The 20,206-nt window shown below is 34.2% G+C and carries 20 protein-coding genes and 1 pseudogene; 11 read left to right on the forward strand and 10 right to left on the reverse strand.

Annotation, left to right across the window (positions count from 1 at the left end; translation table 11 throughout):
* Window positions 1-19: 19 nt before the first annotated feature.
* The 4 genes from SAY88_RS01675 to SAY88_RS01690 all read left to right on the forward strand — a co-directional run bounded on the left by SAY88_RS01675 (window position 20) and on the right by SAY88_RS01690 (window position 4,223).
* Window positions 20-1,786 carry an ABC transporter substrate-binding protein gene (locus SAY88_RS01675; RefSeq protein ID WP_332628763.1) on the forward strand — a complete coding sequence of 589 codons (1,767 nt, stop codon included), beginning with the start codon at window positions 20-22 and terminating at the stop codon, window positions 1,784-1,786.
* A gap of 294 nt (window positions 1,787-2,080) precedes the next feature.
* Complete coding sequence (locus tag SAY88_RS01680) at window positions 2,081-3,058, forward strand: hypothetical protein (RefSeq protein WP_332628765.1); 978 nt, start codon at window positions 2,081-2,083, stop codon at window positions 3,056-3,058.
* A gap of 85 nt (window positions 3,059-3,143) precedes the next feature.
* A complete protein-coding gene (locus SAY88_RS01685; RefSeq protein WP_332628767.1) occupies window positions 3,144-3,671 on the forward strand; it encodes a DinB family protein in 528 nt (175 codons plus the stop codon).
* A gap of 345 nt (window positions 3,672-4,016) precedes the next feature.
* Window positions 4,017-4,223, forward strand: coding sequence for an alpha/beta-type small acid-soluble spore protein (locus SAY88_RS01690; RefSeq protein WP_034742580.1), 207 nt, complete (start codon window positions 4,017-4,019; stop codon window positions 4,221-4,223).
* Window positions 4,224-4,300: 77 nt separating this feature from the next.
* On the opposite strand, the gene SAY88_RS01695 is transcribed toward SAY88_RS01690, so the two are convergent.
* From SAY88_RS01695 to SAY88_RS01710, 4 genes are all read right to left on the reverse strand, one after another.
* Complete coding sequence (locus tag SAY88_RS01695) at window positions 4,301-4,864, reverse strand: hypothetical protein (protein WP_332628769.1); 564 nt, start codon at window positions 4,862-4,864, stop codon at window positions 4,301-4,303.
* 144 nt (window positions 4,865-5,008) lie between these two features.
* Complete coding sequence (locus SAY88_RS01700) at window positions 5,009-5,266, reverse strand: DUF4190 domain-containing protein (protein ID WP_332628772.1); 258 nt, start codon at window positions 5,264-5,266, stop codon at window positions 5,009-5,011.
* A 139-nt stretch (window positions 5,267-5,405) separates the two neighbouring features.
* Window positions 5,406-6,953, reverse strand: a complete 1,548-nt coding sequence (locus SAY88_RS01705; protein ID WP_332628774.1) for an ATP-binding protein — start codon at window positions 6,951-6,953, stop codon at window positions 5,406-5,408.
* A 188-nt stretch (window positions 6,954-7,141) separates the two neighbouring features.
* On the reverse strand, window positions 7,142-7,573 hold the full coding sequence (locus SAY88_RS01710) for an RDD family protein (RefSeq protein ID WP_332628776.1): 432 nt from the start codon (window positions 7,571-7,573) through the stop codon (window positions 7,142-7,144).
* A 260-nt stretch (window positions 7,574-7,833) separates the two neighbouring features.
* On the opposite strand from SAY88_RS01710, the gene SAY88_RS01715 reads away from it, so the two are divergent.
* Window positions 7,834-8,157, forward strand: a complete 324-nt coding sequence (locus SAY88_RS01715; RefSeq protein WP_332628778.1) for a hypothetical protein — start codon at window positions 7,834-7,836, stop codon at window positions 8,155-8,157.
* Between the two features lie 143 nt (window positions 8,158-8,300).
* On the opposite strand, the gene ablB is transcribed toward SAY88_RS01715, so the two are convergent.
* Genes ablB through cls form a run of 3 tightly spaced genes read right to left on the reverse strand, consistent with a single transcriptional unit; the run spans window position 8,301 to window position 12,067 of the window.
* The gene (gene ablB, locus SAY88_RS01720) at window positions 8,301-9,161 is read right to left on the reverse strand and encodes a putative beta-lysine N-acetyltransferase (RefSeq protein ID WP_332628780.1); all 861 of its coding nucleotides are present in this window, start codon (window positions 9,159-9,161) and stop codon (window positions 8,301-8,303) included.
* A 19-nt stretch (window positions 9,162-9,180) separates the two neighbouring features.
* Window positions 9,181-10,578: a sigma-54 interaction domain-containing protein gene (locus SAY88_RS01725; RefSeq protein ID WP_431308829.1), complete on the reverse strand. Its 1,398-nt coding sequence runs from the start codon at window positions 10,576-10,578 to the stop codon at window positions 9,181-9,183.
* Window positions 10,579-10,621: 43 nt separating this feature from the next.
* On the reverse strand, window positions 10,622-12,067 hold the full coding sequence (gene cls, locus SAY88_RS01730) for a cardiolipin synthase (protein WP_332628782.1): 1,446 nt from the start codon (window positions 12,065-12,067) through the stop codon (window positions 10,622-10,624).
* A gap of 173 nt (window positions 12,068-12,240) precedes the next feature.
* Between cls and SAY88_RS01735 the strand changes: the two genes are divergently transcribed.
* Complete coding sequence (locus SAY88_RS01735; protein ID WP_332628784.1) at window positions 12,241-12,888, forward strand: M50 family metallopeptidase; 648 nt, start codon at window positions 12,241-12,243, stop codon at window positions 12,886-12,888.
* A 62-nt stretch (window positions 12,889-12,950) separates the two neighbouring features.
* Here SAY88_RS01735 and SAY88_RS01740 read toward each other — a convergent pair whose 3' ends face one another.
* Entirely contained in the window at window positions 12,951-13,523 is a 573-nt protein-coding gene (locus tag SAY88_RS01740; protein WP_332628786.1) for a nitroreductase family protein, read from the reverse strand.
* Window positions 13,524-13,724: 201 nt separating this feature from the next.
* Here SAY88_RS01740 and SAY88_RS01745 point away from each other — a divergent pair, with 201 nt between their 5' ends.
* Genes SAY88_RS01745 through SAY88_RS01755 form a run of 3 tightly spaced genes read left to right on the forward strand, consistent with a single transcriptional unit; the run spans window position 13,725 to window position 16,147 of the window.
* Window positions 13,725-15,110, forward strand: coding sequence for a hypothetical protein (locus SAY88_RS01745; RefSeq protein WP_332628788.1), 1,386 nt, complete (start codon window positions 13,725-13,727; stop codon window positions 15,108-15,110).
* Between the two features lie 26 nt (window positions 15,111-15,136).
* Window positions 15,137-15,832 (forward strand): hypothetical protein, encoded by a 696-nt coding sequence (locus tag SAY88_RS01750; protein WP_332628790.1) that lies wholly within the window; start codon window positions 15,137-15,139, stop codon window positions 15,830-15,832.
* A 15-nt stretch (window positions 15,833-15,847) separates the two neighbouring features.
* Window positions 15,848-16,147 carry a hypothetical protein gene (locus SAY88_RS01755; protein WP_332628792.1) on the forward strand — a complete coding sequence of 100 codons (300 nt, stop codon included), beginning with the start codon at window positions 15,848-15,850 and terminating at the stop codon, window positions 16,145-16,147.
* A gap of 352 nt (window positions 16,148-16,499) precedes the next feature.
* Here SAY88_RS01755 and SAY88_RS01760 read toward each other — a convergent pair whose 3' ends face one another.
* The gene (locus SAY88_RS01760) at window positions 16,500-16,676 is read right to left on the reverse strand and encodes a hypothetical protein (protein WP_332628794.1); all 177 of its coding nucleotides are present in this window, start codon (window positions 16,674-16,676) and stop codon (window positions 16,500-16,502) included.
* A gap of 150 nt (window positions 16,677-16,826) precedes the next feature.
* Here SAY88_RS01760 and SAY88_RS25910 point away from each other — a divergent pair.
* Both SAY88_RS25910 and SAY88_RS01765 read left to right on the forward strand, forming a co-directional pair.
* Window positions 16,827-16,952 (forward strand): annotated as a pseudogene (locus tag SAY88_RS25910) (CBS domain-containing protein); the annotation flags it as partial.
* A 24-nt stretch (window positions 16,953-16,976) separates the two neighbouring features.
* The gene (locus tag SAY88_RS01765) at window positions 16,977-17,426 is read left to right on the forward strand and encodes a hypothetical protein (RefSeq protein WP_332628796.1); all 450 of its coding nucleotides are present in this window, start codon (window positions 16,977-16,979) and stop codon (window positions 17,424-17,426) included.
* Between the two features lie 49 nt (window positions 17,427-17,475).
* Here the strand turns inward: SAY88_RS01765 and SAY88_RS01770 are convergent, their stop codons facing one another.
* The gene (locus SAY88_RS01770) at window positions 17,476-20,058 is read right to left on the reverse strand and encodes a helicase-related protein (RefSeq protein WP_332628798.1); all 2,583 of its coding nucleotides are present in this window, start codon (window positions 20,056-20,058) and stop codon (window positions 17,476-17,478) included.
* Window positions 20,059-20,206 lie beyond the last annotated feature (148 nt).

A 20,206-nucleotide genomic window follows, 5' to 3' on the forward strand; every position in this document is an offset into this window, starting at 1 on the left:
ATAAAGGAGGAAAAAGAAAATGAAATTAAGCAAACATTACTTCATCCTTTACTCTACTATGGGCCCCACAGATGCTCAGGTATATATATCCCAAATTGCCGATTTACTTTCCTGTTCGGAACGTCATGCCAAGTCTGTGATTAAACAAATGCAAGTTCAAGAATGGATATGCTGGAAACCAAGTTCCGGAAGAGGAAAAGCTTCCACATTAACCTTTCTATTGAAACCTCAAGAAGTCGAGCAACAATGTGTTCAAACATGGATTGAAGAGGGAGACATTAAACGAACATTAAGGTGGATGGAACAACAAGCTGAATTGGAGCCTTCGTTCGTTAAGTTGGTAGAAGATCAGTTCCAATGGATCCGGGATGATGGACTGGATATTCTAAGATACCCATTATACCGCCAAATTTATACTTTGCTTCCTTTCAATATGACGACAAAACATGAATGGCACCTTGCTAACCATATATTCAATCGTCTTATACGGTATAATTCTGAGAAACATGAATTTGTTCCAGAGCTAGCTCATCATTGGGAACAACTAGATAATGGACGAATATGGCGTGTTTATTTACGGAAGGGTATTTTGTTTCACGACGGAAGTCCTTTGACCTCCCAAACAGTTAAGGAAAATGTTAATTTTTGGAAAGTGATGCAGTTTGATAGGTGGAGAACGAAAATGATTGAAGATATTACTCATATAGAAGAAAATTCATCGACCGTCATTACTTTTCATTTACTACAACCAAACAAGCTTTTTATGCACTTATTTACGGATTACCAATCCATGATTATTCCTATTCACATATATAAAAAAGACCCGGAAACTTTTAAAATGAGACCAATCGGAAGCGGTCCTTATCAAATCACTGACTATATTAAAGGGTATCTCGTTCTCGAAGCTTACTCTAATTATTTTGGCTACCGTCCCTTACTAGACAAAGTGGAATTATTTAATATACCTAACTCTTCTTATTCATCATCTAGACAGATTCACTATAAACTTTTAGATCAAGAGACAAAGTTAACGAAAAAATATAACTCTGTTTTTCCGGAATTAGGAGGCATTTACGTTGTCGTCAATCACAAAAAGGCAGGAATCCACCGTCACACCAATTTTCGAAGAATGCTTTCGTATGCAATTGATAGAGCAAAGCTATTTAACAATCACCCGAAACATGAAGTCTGGTTTCCAGATAGCCTTTTCGATGAACATGCAGGCATATTAAGGCAAGAATCTAATTTTGACGAAGCAAAAAAATGGTTCTTAGAGCAAGGCTTAACAGGTCAAACCCTAAAGCTTACTGCAACAAACTACGAACAAAATCCATATTTCAGCTTTGAGTTAGAACAACTAACAGAAGTATTTAGCGAGTTAGGAATTAAACTACAATCTGAAATGATCGATATACACCAACTAGCCGAATCGGATCAGCTTCATAAAACTGATCTAATTGTAACAGAAATTTGTCTTAGTGAAGACAGACTTTTTTCTATGTTAAATACACTAACAGATAATACCAGTTTTATCCTTAACACATTGCCACCAGAAGCAAAAGGGTATATACACTCATTGTTGGATGTTGTTAGCCAAAGCCCAGATACAAAAACTGCATACAAAAGCCTGAGAAAAATTGAGACATTTCTTTTAGACAACCATTACCTTATTTTCCTATATCAACGACAAACTCATGCTCTTATTGAGGCTGACGAGAAGCTGCAAGGGATTGAGCTTAATAGCTATAACCTGTTAAACTTCGATAAATTGTGGTACAAACCATAAATCAAGTAACAGTCTATAATACTTGAGAGTAACAAACGGGGATGTCTCTTTGACCTTTTAAGACACCCCAGTTAGAAGACTGCAGCAAAATTCCTATGTATTTAAGGTGATAGAAGTTGCTTCCTATCTAATATTCCTTTTCCTGTTTCTTGCTTCAATAAAAACTCGCTTTCACATAATATTACACGGTAAATAACTAACAACAGTGAAAATGTTGAAAATTCAAACAATTAATGTCATAGGACAAAGCAGTACAGAATACCCATTAAAAAAATAAGTTAGGTGATGCGATAAATGAAACTAAGAAAAATTCGGCTTGATGATATCATTCTTGAAGGGAACTTTTTTGAAGATGAAATGGATTTACCGTCAACTAAACCGCATGACCAAACTCCCCCACTCGTCGTTGAAGGACCAACAGCAGACAATAAATATTATTTAGTAGATGGAATGATACATTATTACAATCTTACCAACCATAAAAAAACTCACACCCTTTGTTTAGTGATGAAAGAAACCAATAAGCTTGAACGTGTGATTACACGCTTGAAAAATGAACTAAATAAAATAAGAAAAAACCATAACAAAATATCGGATTTGATTAACTATTTACGAACCCACAACTATTCCGTTTTAGATATTGCCCAAGAATGCCAACGTCATAAGGCTACCATATATAGATACCTAAAAAAACCAAAAGAAGATATAACAATAAAAAACATATCTGATACTAATAAAGAGAATTATAAAAAATTAAACGATCTGATTAATTCAGCAACATTAAAAGATTCGGTTAAGGAGGAAACAATAAATAAAATTCTAAACTCTGAATTTATGGACACACATATTGAAACGATTAAAGAATTTCATGATATTAGTGAATTTGAACACCTCTCAGCTGAGTCTCAGCTAGCTTGTATTAACAAAACATTTAATCAAACAAAATTCATTGAACAAAAAACTTTCGTCTATGAAGAAGCATTAAAGCAAAGATTTAACAAAACAGCCCATGAACACTTATATAACGTCATGTTAAAATCATTAAAGTGGATCACAGAAAATTGTCACTCTAAATTTTCCAAGTATTTAGATCTCCATCAAAAAATGGAATTACAAGAGCAACTAAGTAAAATATCTGATCAAATACATGAGCCTGTGAAAATAAAAAAAAGTCCTCATCGTCCTAGATCAACACGCTATCAAAATAAACTGGTTGTTTCAATAGAAACTAAAGTTAAGGGGCATCAAGAGGAGAAAGAGCCACACTATTAAACATTGCTTTCAATTAATGTCTTGTTCTCTGATTTCTAAAATGCGTGAATCCGTTCTTGATAGATCTAATTAAAGGAGAAATTATATGAATTTTAATTTTGAAGAAGTAATTCAAGTTCTAGAGCGTACACCACAAACATTGGAGCATTTATTATCTGGCTTATCATCGGAATGGTTTGAAAACAATGAAGGTGAAGGAACTTGGAATGTATCTCAAGTGATTGATCACCTCATTGACGGAGAAAAAAATAATTGGATTCCAAGGTTAGAAATAATTCTTCAAGAAGGAGAAACAAAGCCTTTTCCGGAATTTGATCGATATTCACATTTAAATGAGGAAACCAAACGTACTATGAATCAAAAGCTGTCAGAGTTTAAATGTATTAGAGTAAAAAATATAAAAAAACTAAAATCACTTATCAAACCTAACTCACACCTTGAATTAACAGGATCACACCCTGCATTTGGAGTAGTAAAAGTAAGAGAGTTGCTGGCTACTTGGGCTATTCATGACTTAACGCACATTTCTCAAATCGTTAGAGTAATGGCTAAGAGATACAGCGAGGATGTTGGACCATGGAAAGAATATTTAGGAATCTTGAATAAGAACTAATGACATAATATCACTACATTTCAGTTAAGTGATATTATGTAAGTACAATTCAAACTATATACTATGACAAGTTCACTAATTTTATTTACTTCCATTTACCTAGACTACAACTTACAAAAATTGTATATTATTAATTATGTCTCTTAACTCTCATCCACAATACTTAACCAGCCCGGGCTGCATTATAAGAGAGTTAGGAGACGCCATAGTTAAGATTTACGATTAAATTTAAATATTGTATACTTCCATTCCTCTAAATTGGTAACAATTACATCTCTTTGGTTTACATAGAAGTAAGATAATTATAGATACTAATCTCAAAACCAAGAAAGAGGTGTTTTAAACATGGCAAGTAACAACAATAATTCAAATCAATTATTAGTTCCAGGTGTACAGCAAGCATTGGATCAAATGAAGTACGAAATTGCATCAGAATTTGGCGTTCAATTAGGCGCTGACACAACTTCCCGTGCAAACGGCTCTGTTGGTGGAGAAATTACAAAAAGATTAGTTCAAATGGCTGAGCAGCAAATGGGTGGCTCTCAGTTTTAATTAAAGTAAGAAAGGGGTGTCCAAAAGGTTTTTTGACCTATGACACCCCTTTATTATGTACTACATTGAAATATTGTTCATTCTTCCCTAAAAATCCAGTCAACGTCTTCATCTTCAACAAGCTCTTCAATTGTTTTTAAATGATTTGTATCACTTACTATTTCAAAATCATTTATATGCTGATCGTCCAGTGTGAAGGAAAAACTATCTGTAAGCAAATAATTATCTTTCGTCATATTGGTAGTTAGAATACGAATATAATAATCCCTTGGAAAGCTATGTTCACTAGTATCCTTTTTAAGTCTCATTGACGTAAGATCTTCAATAATATCGTCAATGATTTCCTCATCTCTAATTGTTGCATGTGCATACCTCTCAGGAAAATGATCATCAGTAAACTCAACAATAGTAATGTTTTCGACAATACTTTCCTCATTAAGTTGATGGATATAAATCTTTTCAAATGTTGTATATTTCATAAATTCTATGATGAGAAGGACTCCTATTGTTACGATAACTGTTGCAACCTTAAATGATATTTTCTTCTTAACAACTAACCGCAAAGAAACCACTAGAAAAGTAATAAGGATCACAAAAAGAAATAAATTAAAAACCTGCCACGATACATCAAAGATGGTCACAATCCCCCTCCCCCTAATTAAACGGAAGTTCGTTGTTAATCGAAAAACTTCCATATATAGATAACATGATTAATACGATTTTCAAAAATGAAAAATCTATTCTGTTGTTAATAAACGCCCCATCAGATCTTAAAATGTGATTTATTAAGGACTCGGGTTCATGAAAGCTGTTATAGCAATAATAGAAAACAATATTGGTAGAAAAATACCAATGCTGCTACATACGATACCTATGATTGCCAATTTCTTTTCACCTTTTTCAAAACGTTCCATTTCTTTTAACGCTATTATACCGAATATGAGTCCAACCATTCCCACAACTATACCTAAAAACATGATAATTATAGCTAGAATTGAAAGTATCCCGAAAACAAAAGAAGTGATAGCCTTTCCATTTCCCATCGATCCTTCAACACCTTTCAAAAGTTACCCGTTCTATATAATGACACATGCTTCTTCAAAGACGGGCTTATATAAATAGACACTTCCTATTTATAAGAAAGTGCCTATTTTTCATGATAAAAACATAGTAGTCTACATCCTATTCATTACTATGAGGAAGAATGATATCTATTACCGCTCCACTGTTTTTATTATACATTTTTAATTGGCCTAAATGAACAGTTTCAATGATTCGTTTACATACCATAATTCCCAATCCATGCCCATGTTTTTTTGTAGTGACAAATGGTTGTCCCATTTTGTTAAGTATGTGTTCTGGAAATCCATCTCCATTATCCTCTAACCGGATTAAAATGTTATCCGAATCGTACGGTCCTACAGTAAGTTGAATTTTCCCATTATGCTCAATTGCTTCCACACAATTTTTAAAAATATTAATAAAAACTTGCTTTAACTGGTTGCCATCACAGTAAATACTTGTAGCCCCATTATAAGTTTGCAGAAATTCAATATTTTTCGGTAAAGCTAAACTTGATAAAAATACTTCTAATTCTTGAAATATTTTTTGAATATCATATATTTCTTTTGATAGGACAGTTGGTCTTGATAGGTCTAAAAATTCATTAGTAATGTCATTTATTCGCTCGATTTCTTTAATCATTATAGGTGTAAACGACTCGTCGTAACTCTTCTCTTGGATTAGTTGAATAAACCCTTTAAGTGTTGTTAATGGATTTTTTATTTCATGCGCGATTCCTGCAGCTAATTGACCAAGTATAGACAATTTCTCTGCATCTTGAATGTAAGCTTCCGTTTTTTTATATTCGGAAATATCATGAAGTTGAATTAAACTTCCCTCTAAAAAAGGAAAATAATCAACTAAACAGACGATATTTTTGGAGTTATGAATCCTTATCTCATAACTACGTATATTTTGACCACCTTGAAATTGCTTATATAAATTATTAAATGCCTCAATATCTTGAATAAATTTACATCTTAGTTGCACTTCTGGAAGGATAGCTTGTGCTTTTGGATTGACATTCACTATCTTCCCTTCTTTATTCAGTACAATATAACCTGTTGTCGATTGTTCCAGCATCATTTGATTCATTTTGTCTAAATATCGATTTTGCTCACGTAAGTCTAACTCACTCTTAATAGAATCAACAACCGTTTCTAATGTTGCTAAAATCATTGGATGAGCATAATCCAAAAATGTCATTATAGAGATCGTACCAACCAAATTATCATTAACATATAAAGGGACACTATAACAGGCTGCCGTATGTAGGAAATTATGGTAGTGATCCGTTCCTAGAAATTGAATAGGCTTTTCAAGTTCTATAGCAGCAAGAATCGAACTAACGCCAGCTTTGCTTTCCGTAAATTGAACCCCTTTTTGCAACCCCACTTGATGGACGACTGTCTGCTCCAAACTTTCGTCTCCCATATACTCAATGAATGTTCCTTTATCATCAGTCACTGTTACAAATAATGGCGTTCCTTTAGTTTTAGATAAAAATTTATTGATGAAAAGTCTGATGACAGATAAAGTATCCCTATATTCCTCGTGAATCCTGTTAAGTTCAAAATCTGTAACCCTTGTAAACATAGGAATTTCATTTGGGTCTAGCCCAGACTCAAGGCAACGCATTTTCACCTCAGTTATATATTTATCTAACATTTCTACTCATTCCTTTTGAAATCAGTTACTACAACTACTAATACTTAATAATACCACGAAGGTGATAGATTAGTAATAATAAAATCTTGTTAAACTATTGCATTCAAATGTATATAATACAAAGTCAGATATCAAGAAGGGGCTATCCGAAAGGTTCTATTTTTAACCTTTTGGATAGCCCGTATTTTTTACATTTTCTCAGTATCATGAGGAGAATCGTATGTTACATACGTTCCTGCAATCATGTCATGAATTGAACGTTTATCGTCTCTTAACCCAACCATAAAAGCACTAACAATAACCGTAATTCCTAATGTAATCACATAAATAAACCCGCCTACAAGTTCTCTTAGAAGCATTGTGCCAATCCCTACTTTTTCACCATCCACTCTGACAATTCGAATACCTAATGCTTTCTTACCTATCGTATAACCGTACCAAAATACCGGCAAGAGTAAGTAATATAGTAAATTAAACGTATCGATAAAAGAGAAACTATCAATAAAAAACTGTCCGTAAACTATAGATGAAATAAAACCGAGCACCACAAATAATATAATCGAATCTAAAATACCTGCACCAAGTCTAACCCAAAAACCAGCTGGATTACTTACATTCATATAACTCCTCCTCTCATTCTTTTATCTAACTATTTTATTCTAGAATTAGCTTGTTCTATTACTGGTAATGATTGAATTTTCCAGATTTATTTACTATGAGTCCCTTATCAATCATGTTAATTCCGAAATAAGGGAACACCAGTAACTGAAATAACGATATATAGTTTTGCGCCTAGCTCAATATTAGGTGATTTCAGGATAATGTGTACGTATTTTATGGTAATACTAATAATTAAAACTAAAGACTAGGAGTGAAATCAATGCCTCGTAAGACTGCTACAAATAACGAAGAGACTGAAAAGGACACAGACGAACTATCCGCTATCAAGAATAAATACGAAGATGAAATAAAAAATCTTAATCGTTGGCTAGCTGCTGTTTTGAATTATTTGTCTGATGATGAAGTCGAAGAAATTGACATTGAATATCTTTTAAGTAACACAGAAGGATTACGCGAATGGTGGGATCAATACCGCGAAAACAACAGAAAACTAATCGAAGAAGAAATAAAGAAATCGTTAGGAGAGTTGTCTTTAGAAGAGCTTGAAAGCATTCGGGAAAAAATTAAGGATAAAGAAAAATAAGCAACAGGCTTTTTTAGAGTGAAATATTCCTACTAAATCTGATCATATACAAAACACCAAATATGAGAGGGGGCACCTCAAGGTCGACTTTTACTTATCTAGTGCCCTCTTTGATGAAGTATTTCTTTAAAATTAAAATTCTTCTAGTCTGAAGCTTCCATAGATAAGTCCTTCACCCATACATTCATATCTTCTAGCTTATCATAAATGTAACAATTCTTTCTTAGCCTGCCTGTATAGTGATAGCCAAGTTGGTAAAATACTGAGTTCATACCAAAGGACAAGGAACGAGCAATGGAAAATGCACAAAATATTTGTTCCTTCTTTAATTCACCTTCCAGCTCCCTCAATAATGTCTTCATCAATCCGTACTTACGATGTTCAGGCAAAGTCGCGCAATCAGTAAGTTCTGCATTATTATACGTATAATTAACATCAGCTGAAGCCGCACTCACTATTTCATCGTTATATTCAACAAGATAAAAAATCGAACCAGCTTTCATGACTTTGTTAACATATTCAGGTTCATTCATGGGAGTTGGATACACTTTAAAAACTTTTCGATAAAGCATGGCGAGTTTGTCTGTATCCTTTTTTGTTGCTCTTCTAAAGATATAATTTTCAGGTGCTTCTTTTGTTTCAGAATCCCTTCCTTTTTTATAAACATCTGCTAGTATTTCATCTTCTTTTATCCAGTCTTCACTCGTTCGACGTTCATTTGTTAAATAGAAAGCCATCGTATATTGGTCTGTTCCATTGTTATAACCTTTGAAAATTGCTTCTAATTCAAATCCATACTGTAACAATTCTTTCCAATGTTCTGGCTTTGAATGAAAAATTACTTTTGTAAATTTGCTTTCCTTGAGAAATTCTCTTATTCCACTTACAATCGCTTTAACATTACCTCTGTAATAATCGATTCTAAGTCTCTTATTAAAATGATCTAAGAATAAATCCACTGTATATTGAGCGGTTATCAACCTTTTGTTTTCAGGTAACTTCACATCCATTCTCCTTTCTATTTCAATTTTTAAAAGAGATGCCGTGTTTCTTCATTTTATATTGTAAAGTTTGTCTAGGGATACCTAATCGATTGGCTGCTTGTAAGATGTTTTGATTGGATTCTTTTAATGCTTGCTGAATCATAGAAATCTCTGTTTGTTCTAATGTTTGGCGAAGAGACGAAGAAGTTGATTTTTTCCTTACACTTCCTAGTTCTTGAAGATAAATAGGTAGATGTTCCACAGTAATGGTATCTTCATCTACCAGATTCATTGCATATTCAATCGTATGCTCAAGTTCTCGAACATTCCCAGGCCAATCATGACTTTCTAACTTTTGTATTACTCTTTCGTCAATCGAAACAACCAATTTATTGAATGAGTAATTGTATTTCTTTACGAAATGCTCGGCTAACAATTGAATGTCATGCTTTCGTTTTCTTAAAGGAGGAATTTCTAGAAAGAAAACATTTAAACGGTAATAAAGGTCAGATCGGAGTTGGTTTTTCTCAATACACGTTAAAGGATGTTCATTCATAGCAACAATCATCCTTACATCAACTAAATAAGAATCGATTCCACCAACCCTTCGAATGACTCCATCTTCAATAACACGTAAAAGCTTTGTTTGAAAATCGAGTGACATTGTATTGATTTCATCTAAAAACAACGTCCCTTTATGAGCTAGTTCAAATAAACCAATTCGGTCAACTGAACCTGTAAAGCTCCCTTTTTTCGTCCCAAATAACGTACTTTCAAGTAATGAAGCAGGCAATGATGCACAGTTTTGAGCAATAAAAGGGTCTTTTCTCCTCATCGATGCATTGTGAATCGATTGAGTAAATAATTCTTTCCCTGTCCCAGTTTCACCATAAACCAATACTGGCGAAGACGTCTTTGCTGCTTTTTGAGCAAGTTTCTTTACCCGATTCATTTCAGGGTCTTTTGTAATAATGTCATCAAAGCCATACTTTGCACCCATAATGGGAACCGGCTTTGATTTTTTGTTATTCACTTTCTCTTGAAGATCCATTAATGTTTGTGAGAGCTTTTTTACTGTCGTTAAATCCTTTGCGATTTCAACTGCCCCGATAATCTTATCGCCGACTTGAATAGGAAGAGTAGTATTCACAGTATCAATAAGCTGTCCTTTGATATTTGTGTATGTTTGGGTTTGCTGAAAGATCGGTTTCCCATTTTGAATTACTTTTAGCAATGTGCTTGACTGTTTATTTAGAGATGGAAACACATCTAAAATGTGTTTCCCGAGCACATCCTCTATATTAGATCCATCATTAGTTGCGGCAACTTGATTGTAATAAATCGTAATCCCCTCTGAGTTCACGACATGTATCGCTTCATCAATACTGCCTAATATCGCCTCAAGCATTTGTTTTGTTTCAAAAGGTTTTAAAAACAAAAAAGAACACCCCCAAATCAAACATGTTCCATTCCTATGTGAATTAAAGAATAGGAGAAAGCAATCTAGAAACAGATTCTTTAAAGCGAATCTTTAACGTACGCTTTTCATACTGCTCAAGTGTTAACTCTCTTGAATGATCCATATCTTTATAAAAAATATCCGTTAAGCGAGCAACTTCTTTGGAAGAGTATAGGAATGCGTTAACCTCAAAATTCAACCGAAAACTCCTCACATCTATATTGGCCGTCCCAACAGATCCTATTTCTCCGTCAGAAACAATCGTTTTACAATGAAGAAAGCCATTTTCATATATATATACTTTTGCACCAATTTTTAAAAGCTCTCCTATATTGGAGTACGTTGCCCAGTACACAAATGGGTGATCTGGCTTATTTGGAATCATAATACGTACATCTAATCCAGAAAAACAAGCAATTTTTAAGGCGTCTAGAAGACTCTCATCTGGTATAAAGTACGGTGATTGAATGTATACATAATCTTTGGCTGATAAAATCATCTTAATATATGCTTTTTTTATTTGTTCAAGTTGAGAATCTGGTCCACTTGATACAATTTGTATTCCGCATTGACCATAATCTTTCTCAAAAGAAAGGCGATAGTCTTTAATTAATAACTCTTTTCTTGCCGCTTGATTCCAATCTTGAATAAATCGTGTTTGAATGTTATTCACAGCTTCACCAACTATACGTAAATGGGTATCACGCCAATATCCAAACTTCTCATTTAATCCAAGGTATTCATCTCCGACATTAAATCCCCCAATATACCCTACTTTCCCATCAATAATTACTAATTTGCGATGGTTTCTAAAGTTTATCGTTAAATTGATAAAACGAATTTTTGGTGGAAAGAATGATTCCACCTCTCCGCCAGCAGATTTAATCTTTTGTACAAATCTTTTACTTAAATTACGTGAACCTAAGTCATCATACAACAATCGGACTTTAATCCCTTCACTTGCTTTTTTGGCTAAAGCATCAGCTAACTTATTTCCAAGTTCATCATCACGAATAATATAATATAAAATATGTATATGCTGATTTGCTTGCTCAATATCAGCTAATAAAGAGTGAAACTTTTCTTTCCCATCAATAAATACATCTAATTTATTATTTTGAGTTAACAGAGATGCGTTATGAGTAAGATTCATGATAATGAAATCTTTATATTTCTCTATTGTATCGTCTCTAGTTTTTATTTTCTTTTCTCGAAACGACATTAATTGTGTGGAAACCAGCTTTTTTAATAGTAGATAACTTTTTTCGTCCCATCTAAATAACTTTGATTTACTCAAATTCCGACCGAAAATAATGTATAAAAAGAAACCAGCTAACGGAAGCAGGGTTAAGACTAACACCCACATCCAAATAGAGCTGACATTGCGTCGTTCTAAAAAGATAATCATAATCGCCAAAGCAATGTTTAATATAAAAATGAACGGGACGATTATTGAAAGATAATTCATTATTGGCCTCCACTTATTTAGAATAAATTGTTTTACCAATAGAATAACACGTTTCATCATTTTGTCTAATTTTTCTAAAAGAGCCTTCAATTAACTCTATCTAACTACTGCAAAACCATTTATGTTAAAAAAGTGACAATCTGGCTATGATTTAGAGTGAAGGAGGGATTTATGTGGATCATTTGTATTTGTATATTCTTGCTGCAGTTATTATTACATTTATCCCATTACTCAAATCACTTTTCGGTACAGTTCATACTTTAGTTCACGAAAGTGGTCATGCCATCGCATCCCTTTTAACAAGTGGAAAAGTTTATTCAATCTCTTTATACCGAACAACTGAGGGAGTAGCGTATACATCTTCAAGATCCTGGGTAAGTTCAGTTATCGTTACTTATGCTGGATATACATTCGCATCAGTTGTCTCTGTGTTAAGCTTCTACCTTATAGCTGAGGGTCACGTTTTGGTTTTATTTTATTCATTTTTGGGATTAGCAATAATAAATTTGCTTCTTTGGGTTCGTAACTTTTATGGGGTCATTTGGCTCCTATTCTTTATTGGAAGTTGTGTTTTATTAATGTACTTTCAGCTACGTTTAGTCAAGGAGATCGTCGTTTACTTTCTTTCAAGCATCGTTTTAGTTCACTCTTTACTAGCATCAATAACTATTTTTCTTTTAAGCATGTCCAATAGGCAGAACGCGGGTGATGCCTACGGACTCCAAAATTTAACATATATCCCTGCATTTGTTTGGGGGTTTCTCTTTTTCTTTCAGTCGGTAAGCAGTGCATATTATATCTTTCGTTTTTTTATTTCATAAACTCGTCACCCTTTGTAGAAAGGATGCCATATCCATTTCTACAAAGGGTGCAGTTATCCCTATTAAGATTCAAACCATGTTGTAACTTCCTCGAACGGAGTTTTCTTAACTTTTGGGGTTTTCATATTTGAATAACCGAGATAAATAAAGGCTAATATTTCCCCTTCTTCAGACATTCCAAAAAATTCCTTGACTTTTTCATCATAGCATATCGTACCCGTGCGCCAAATTGCTCCCAAGCCTAACCCATGGGTGGTAAGCAGCATATTTTGAATGGCACTATTGACAGCTGCATACTCTTCTTTAACAATCACATTTTTTTTCTTACTTGGTTCAACTCCAACCGCAATAATGACTGGTGCACGTAGTGGATTGGTTTGACTTCTTCTTAATTTTTTTTGACTTTCTTCTGTTGTAGGATCCTCGAGGCTTGCTTTTGTAATTTCCTCAAAAACATTTCCTAATCGGTTCCTCGCATTTCCAGTTAAGACAAAGAACCTCCATGGCTCTGTTCGAAAATGATTAGGGGCATGCGTTCCGGCATGGAGAATCTGTTCAATTAATTTTTTAGGAACCGGATCCTCCTTCACGAGGCCGATCGTCCTTCTCGTTAAAATTGCCTCAATAATGTCCATTACAAACACCCTTTCTATAGGTAGGGATGGAAAATGTTTTAACTAATCTTATCAAGCCAACAGCTATTTTATTACGGTAATTCCTTACTTTTTATAACAACTCTTTAATATCCAGACTTTCTTATCCCTTTACGCAATCGCTCATTCACTTTAAAATAAGGTGAGTGGAAAAAAGTATTTGAATTTAACAGGAAAAAGGAGATGGCTGTTACGCATTTTCATTTGTTCACACGCGTTTTAGGAGTCCTTTGTTATGTAACTTCAATCCTTTACCTAATTGATTCATTCTTTCCAAGTTCGATTTTAAAGGTTACTTATAGTACTTTTTCAGCTATTTTACTTATTTGTGCACTCTTTTTCTTAACAACAATGAACCGAGTTATTGTTTTGCTCTTGCTTGCTGCTGGGACCATATGTTTAATGATTGAAAAAAGTGGTTTCACTTTAGCTCTACTTGGTTTCGGTGAAAATGTTAATTTACTTACTTTGTTTTTGCTAATCCCGTTAATTGGGACATTTTTGTCAACTGCTGGTTATTTATCCGCCTTAAAAGAAAAGGTACAAGAACGACAAAATAAAGTCGGACAACATCCATATCGTCTTAGCTTTATCTTAACTGCTACAATGAGTGTCTTATTAAACTTCGGGTCTATGGCTATTGTGAAGAGGATTGCAGATGAAAGTTTCTCAAGCTATCGAAATCAGGCATTAACATTAACCATTATGCGTGGATTTGCTACGTCGATGCTATGGTCCCCTTACTTTGTTAATGTTGGTCTTGTTCTTGTTTTGTTTGATGTTGCTTGGTTTGACATTGGTGGCTACGGCTTAATTCTTGCGTGTTTCTATATTGGTTTTTGTATAATTATGTTTAAGAAAATATCATTTCAACATGATCCTCTCATTGAAAAAGTGGACCAAACACCGAAAGGTCATTCAAATCAATCGTCAATACGTGGATTTGTCACTTTCTGTGCGATTCTAATCATCTTATCTTTTCTATTGGATTTCTTACTACATGTTCGAATGCTAACAGTCGTATCATTACTAGCAATTGTTTTGCCAATTTGTTTTGCTATGATGACTAACAACTTAAAAACATTTATTCAAGATGTTTCCGAACAGGTTCAAACAGCTTTTATCAAATTAAAAAATGAACTGGCCGTTTTTATTAGTGCAGGTTTTCTTGGAATGGCTATGTCACTTACAGATATCGGAAACTTTTTATCGAAGGTGCTGTTCCAAGCTTCATTTGGATCAGTCTTTTTCATCAGTTTATTTTTGGTGATTTTAGCTACACTCCTTGCGCAAATTGGAATTCATCCTGTTATTATCGTAATAGGAATTGGGAGTGCTTTATCACCTGATCAATTCGGTGTGAGTCCAGAATACCTAGCATTAGTCTTATTAATTGCTTGGACTGTTTCAACTCAATTATCACCTTTTTCTGGTCAAGTGCTCATGGCTGCAAAGCTCATGGATAAGCCGACAAGTGTAATTGTGAAACAAAATTTGCTGTTTGTTAGTATGATTGGATTGACATTAACAGCAGTTCTGTATAGTTTTTATGTTTTTGGATGGTTGTAGACAAGAGAAATTGGAAGGAATGTATTATGGAAAGTACTACTCACAAACACTTTAAGACACAATCATTATATTGGTTAAAAAATAAAATGACAGACCTGTGTGCAAACGAAGTAAAGCTTTTTGTACATAGGAAGCGTTTTAAAGCGGATGCTTTAGGGATCAATCTAAAAAGGAAAGAAGCTCGCATAATTGAAGTAAAAGCTACTCGTGCTGACTTCCTTCGCGATGAGGTCTTGCATTCAGACTATGGGTATCATCAAATAGCCGATTATGCCTATTTGATGACACCGGTAGGCTTATTAAGCATCGAAGAAATCCCTAAAGGATACGGGTTATTAGAGATGGATGAGTATGATAATATTACCGTTAAGAAAAAACCAGTTAGAAACCCCAAACCATTACTAACTCTTGAAACATTAATTAAACGCACAGGTCGAGCTGCAACAAATGCTGTGTTGTTTCAAGAATTCTCCAAAGTAACAAAAGATAAAACGGACGGGGCCTTTTCAAGAGGTGCAACTGTACAGTTAATTAGTGCTACATGCCCTTCATGTAAAAAACGAAAAAAGTACTTAATTCAGGTGAATCAAGATGAAGTATCGTGCCAGGCTCGCGGTTGCAAAGCCGTAATTCCTCTTTCGAAGGCAAGAACTCATATCATTACATCTTATAACAAAAACTTCTATAAACAATTAAACTCACTAATGAATGAAACAGATTAAAGGAGCAAAGAAACAATGAAACATAAAGAAGTCGAAGAACGAATCGTTGGTAACTTCCAACGTGATGAGCACATGATGATCCTTGTTTTTGCACAGTGGTGTGTCAATCATGATTTAGATCCTGCTTCTATCTATGGAGAAGCTTATCCTAACCAAACTAGGAATCCCGCACTACAACAAGCAATTGAATTAACCGTTCCAAAGAATGAATCAGAGGAGATTCCTGATGAGACGTTACTTGGCGTACTTTCACTTTTTGGAAATGAAGATCTTGCTTTTGTAGTAACGCAAGAAATTAAAAAACGTAAACAATAGGTAAATAAGGCGCTGTTTCAAGGGGTTATCTAAAAAGGTCAACAGCAGACTTTTTGGGATAATCCCTTTTCAATTATTAGTCTTAATCTCCACCACAGCCTCATATTATAAAAGACCTACTAAGTGGAGGTGTGACATGATTCCAACCATTATAATAAAAATAGCTTTAATTATTATTGTAATTAGGTCTGGTTACGTTGCATTGAATATGCTTAATAAATCTTTTGGAAGAAATACGTTGGACCTTTTATACCATTTATCTATTTTTGTGATTGCACTATCTTTTTTAATGTGAATTCATAAAAAGACGAATTCTAAAATTGCTTTTGAACTCCTCCTATTTCTTGATCAGTCAATCTGAACTTGCTTGTCTTTTTATGTAAGCTAGCAAACCAACATAAAGAACATTTGCTACCAATGTGAACAGAAGAATCTCCATAATATAGTCCCTACCAGTAAATAAACTCCCAATTAAAAGTCCGTTTACAAGAAAAAAACCGATCAATATTAACACTTTCTCCTTACTCATATCATCACTCCTACAAATATAGTACTCATTTTATTTTGTCAAGTATAGGCAGATATCTATTTTCTCAGTTCGAATAATAATGATAGTAATACCAGAACGGGGTGGTTCGTATGTTTATTCGTAATTGCTTAACACAAAAAAAAAGACCTTATTTTACTCAATCCGGAAATAACCATTGGAAAAGCATTGGACATCTTAGGGCAATCCCATTATAGTCTTCCTGTATTATCAAAAGACGGATCTTCTTTTTTGGGCATTTTAAGCAAACGCTCTATTCTTGAATATTACGAGTTGCAACCCTTGTCTACACCTTTAGAAGAATTGCATAAACATCCTATTTTTGATTGTGTAGAAAAAACAACCTCTGCAGAATATGTTGACCTAAGAAAAAGTCATTTTGAGGATTGTTTGCCTATCATTGTTAGATACCCATTTGTTCCTGTCCTTGATGGAAACAAATTTGTTGGAATTATCAAACGTTCCATTGTAGAAAAAACGTTAGAATCTTGTTTTGGTACTAACGTAAAAGGTATTCGAATTCTTTTAGGTGTTCATAATCAAGTAGGAACGTTACTAGGTGTATCCAAAATAATGACAAAATATAATGTAAATATCATTTCTGACATCGGATTTGAAGCTGATTCAAAATATCTGCGAAGACTGCTTATAAAAATAGAACAGACACCGAAATTAACAAAAATACTGGAAGATTTGAATAAACATGGATACCGTATTCTTGAAGTGGGGTGATAATGTATGCAATATACTTCGTATTTTAAAACGAGGTATATTGCATTTTTCACCTATAATACTTTCGATTCCGGTACGCTCCTCTCTCCCTTTGTCGATATCGTGATTTGTGGCAGTCATCGCACATTGTAAATTCATGCTCCCATGACATACTTTTACCGCAATATTTACATTTTTTTGATAAATTCCTTACATCATTTTTCAGGACTTCATGGACGCCGTCACTTATTTCCTCACGTACCCGCTCCCAATAAATTGCTTCTGTTCTTCTTTCCAATCGATATAGGAACAACAAATGCAAACCAATCGATTTGTAAGAAAGCTCAAGTTCTTCGAGCGACCCTTTCACAATTTGGGGCTCTGGTAAATCATCTCCCCTCACAATAGCAATCATTTTCTCTTGCCATTGCTCGGTTAATCCTGGTTCTTTTGATGAAAAGGGCAAATGTAAAAATCCATATAAGTCCATCATCGAGAGGCGAGCTTCAATTTCAGTACCTCTAATTGTTTCATATAAATCACGTTCTTCGGACAGACTAGCTTTTTTCGTTCCTTTAGGACTTTCAAATTTCTCCCATAGCTCAAAGAAAGTTCCTAGGTCACGATAATACTTTTGAAATCGTTCGAACACAGCATTTGTAGGTGCAATCGCAAATGACTGAATCGATTCATCTTCTTGTTGTAAAAGGTGCTTCATAATCTTTATCTCACTCGTAAAGGCGACTTTCCCGACATCGTAGATTCCTTTTCGACCTGCCCGTCCTGCTATTTGTTTAATTTCCTGTGAAGTGAGCCTTCTTCTTCTAGTTCCATCAAACTTTTCATTTTCTAAAAACGCAATTCTACGTATTGGCAAATTCAAACCCATACCAATTGCGTCTGTCGATACAATGACTGTTGTCTCGCCATTAATAAATCTTTGCATTTGTTTTTTTCTAGTTTCAGGTGGCATACTCCCATAAATCATACTGACAGAGTGCCCATTCTTTTGTAACTGTGAAGCTGTTTCAAGAACTCTTCTTCTTGAGAAACAAACTAATGCATCGCCTTTTTTCGTGTGACTCATTTTAAATTCTTTTCTTTCAACTTTAAGTGGGATATCTCTCTTATAGTCATGGATTTCTATTTCTTCAGAATCCCCTAATAATTCAAGCACCATCGATTCTGCATTTCGACTCCCAATAATATGAACTTCATTTGCATTTGCTTTCGTTACTGCTTTATACCATGAAAAGCCACGATCTTTATCTGCAATCATCTGCGCTTCATCAATAACAACCACATCATAAAACTCTTTTTCATGAAACATTTCAACCGTACAAGAATTATGAGCTGCGCCTTCTACAGTTTTTTCTTCTTCTCCTGTTTTTAATGTACAAGGTATTCCTTCTGCATTTAATTTGTCATAGATCTCTAAAGCAAGTAACCGAAGTGGAGCCAAATATAAGCCACTTGAAGCTGCTTTCATCCGTTCCAATGCATGATGTGTTTTGCCAGTGTTAGTCTCACCAATATGCAAGACATAACGAATATTTCTCCCCGATGAAGGTCTATATTCACGCCCGAAAATATCATCAAGAATTCTTGCTTCCTCTTCTTGCTTTCTTTTTACCTCCGCCTCTTCTTCCGCTTTCTTTCGTTCACGCTCAATCAAGTCGTTGTGATAAATCTTTTTGTGTTCATCCACATCAAACGGAACCTCTGCAAGGCTCAATAGATCATCAAGCAACTCTGATTGGATATTAGAAAAAAATCGTTTCTCCCAATATGGAAGATATGGTTTAACAATCACACTTACTCTTATATCGGTTAAAGGTTGATTGTAAATTTCCTTATACTGAGTATAGGTTTCGCTGGATAGACGTTCTAATACTAGCCTACTTACATACAACCTTAATTTTTCATTAATAAAACGCTGGTAAGCAAATAAATATCTTTCATACTCCCAGTAATACGCTTTTTGTACAGATCCAGTTAACTCATCAAAGAACTTTGAAACAGTAAAATAATCTTTTGGAGAAAACGGTCCAATTTCTTCTAATTCTTCTTCAATCTTAAATGTTTCAATTTTTCGATACTTTGGCTTCGTCTTAAAATCAGACGCCAATTGCTGACTTACTCGATGACGTATATAAAGGTACAAATGTTCTTGATCTTGTTCCATTATTTCTTGTAAAACAGCTTCAATATTCGATTCAACCTTTTTACGTTTTTCAGCTAAGCGTTCTTCTTCTTTTCGCTTAGCGTAATTCATTTTTGCTTTATCAAAAAGTTCATTCCATTCTTGTTCTTTACCAGAGAACCTCTCTTTTAGCCAGCTGACCACATTAAATGGCCGGTAGTCTCTCATTTCATTACGGAATAAGCGGTTAATGATTTTTTTATCTACTCCGTCTACTTCGTAATTTCTTTCTGTTAAAAAAGCTTTCTTTTCTTTTTTTGACACATCATTAGTAATTTTATTTAGCCATACATTAACCCAAATTTGCTCTACATAGTTATGGCGATCTGCTATGTACTGCTCATAAGTCGGTATGGATTTTTTTTCTTCTAAATAACGTTCTATATCTTCCGTTATTTTTCTTTTTGTATGCTCAACTGCTTGTGGATATACGGTAGTTAATTTATTCATTTTGTACTCCTTCAGAAGGTGTGACATGACAGGACAGATTTGCCTGACAAGAAAAGTACTTGTTACTATTATTTTATGCTGTAATGTCCATTGTAATCAAATCAAAACCTTTACATTTTTTGGTTTGGTGCCCTTAGTGTGTTTATAA

The organism is Halalkalibacter flavus, from assembly GCF_036663575.1.
In the GTDB taxonomy this organism is placed as follows: domain Bacteria; phylum Bacillota; class Bacilli; order Bacillales; family Bacillaceae_D; genus Halalkalibacter; species Halalkalibacter flavus.

Bases quoted from the DNA above. Each gene is read 5' to 3' on its own strand.
- SAY88_RS01675 (WP_332628763.1), top strand. From the start codon at position 20: ATGAAATTAAGCAAACATTACTTCATCCTTTACTCTACTATGGGCCCC.
- SAY88_RS01680 (WP_332628765.1), top strand. From the start codon at position 2,081: ATGAAACTAAGAAAAATTCGGCTTGATGATATCATTCTTGAAGGGAAC.
- SAY88_RS01685 (WP_332628767.1), top strand. From the start codon at position 3,144: ATGAATTTTAATTTTGAAGAAGTAATTCAAGTTCTAGAGCGTACACCA.
- SAY88_RS01690 (WP_034742580.1), top strand. From the start codon at position 4,017: ATGGCAAGTAACAACAATAATTCAAATCAATTATTAGTTCCAGGTGTA.
- SAY88_RS01700 (WP_332628772.1), bottom strand. From the start codon at position 5,266: ATGGGAAATGGAAAGGCTATCACTTCTTTTGTTTTCGGGATACTTTCA.
- SAY88_RS01705 (WP_332628774.1), bottom strand. From the start codon at position 6,953: ATGTTAGATAAATATATAACTGAGGTGAAAATGCGTTGCCTTGAGTCT.
- SAY88_RS01710 (WP_332628776.1), bottom strand. From the start codon at position 7,573: ATGAATGTAAGTAATCCAGCTGGTTTTTGGGTTAGACTTGGTGCAGGT.
- SAY88_RS01715 (WP_332628778.1), top strand. From the start codon at position 7,834: ATGCCTCGTAAGACTGCTACAAATAACGAAGAGACTGAAAAGGACACA.
- cls (WP_332628782.1), bottom strand. From the start codon at position 12,067: ATGAATTATCTTTCAATAATCGTCCCGTTCATTTTTATATTAAACATT.
- SAY88_RS01740 (WP_332628786.1), bottom strand. From the start codon at position 13,523: ATGGACATTATTGAGGCAATTTTAACGAGAAGGACGATCGGCCTCGTG.
- SAY88_RS01745 (WP_332628788.1), top strand. From the start codon at position 13,725: ATGGCTGTTACGCATTTTCATTTGTTCACACGCGTTTTAGGAGTCCTT.
- SAY88_RS01750 (WP_332628790.1), top strand. From the start codon at position 15,137: ATGGAAAGTACTACTCACAAACACTTTAAGACACAATCATTATATTGG.
- SAY88_RS01755 (WP_332628792.1), top strand. From the start codon at position 15,848: ATGAAACATAAAGAAGTCGAAGAACGAATCGTTGGTAACTTCCAACGT.
- SAY88_RS01760 (WP_332628794.1), bottom strand. From the start codon at position 16,676: ATGAGTAAGGAGAAAGTGTTAATATTGATCGGTTTTTTTCTTGTAAAC.
- SAY88_RS01770 (WP_332628798.1), bottom strand. From the start codon at position 20,058: ATGAATAAATTAACTACCGTATATCCACAAGCAGTTGAGCATACAAAA.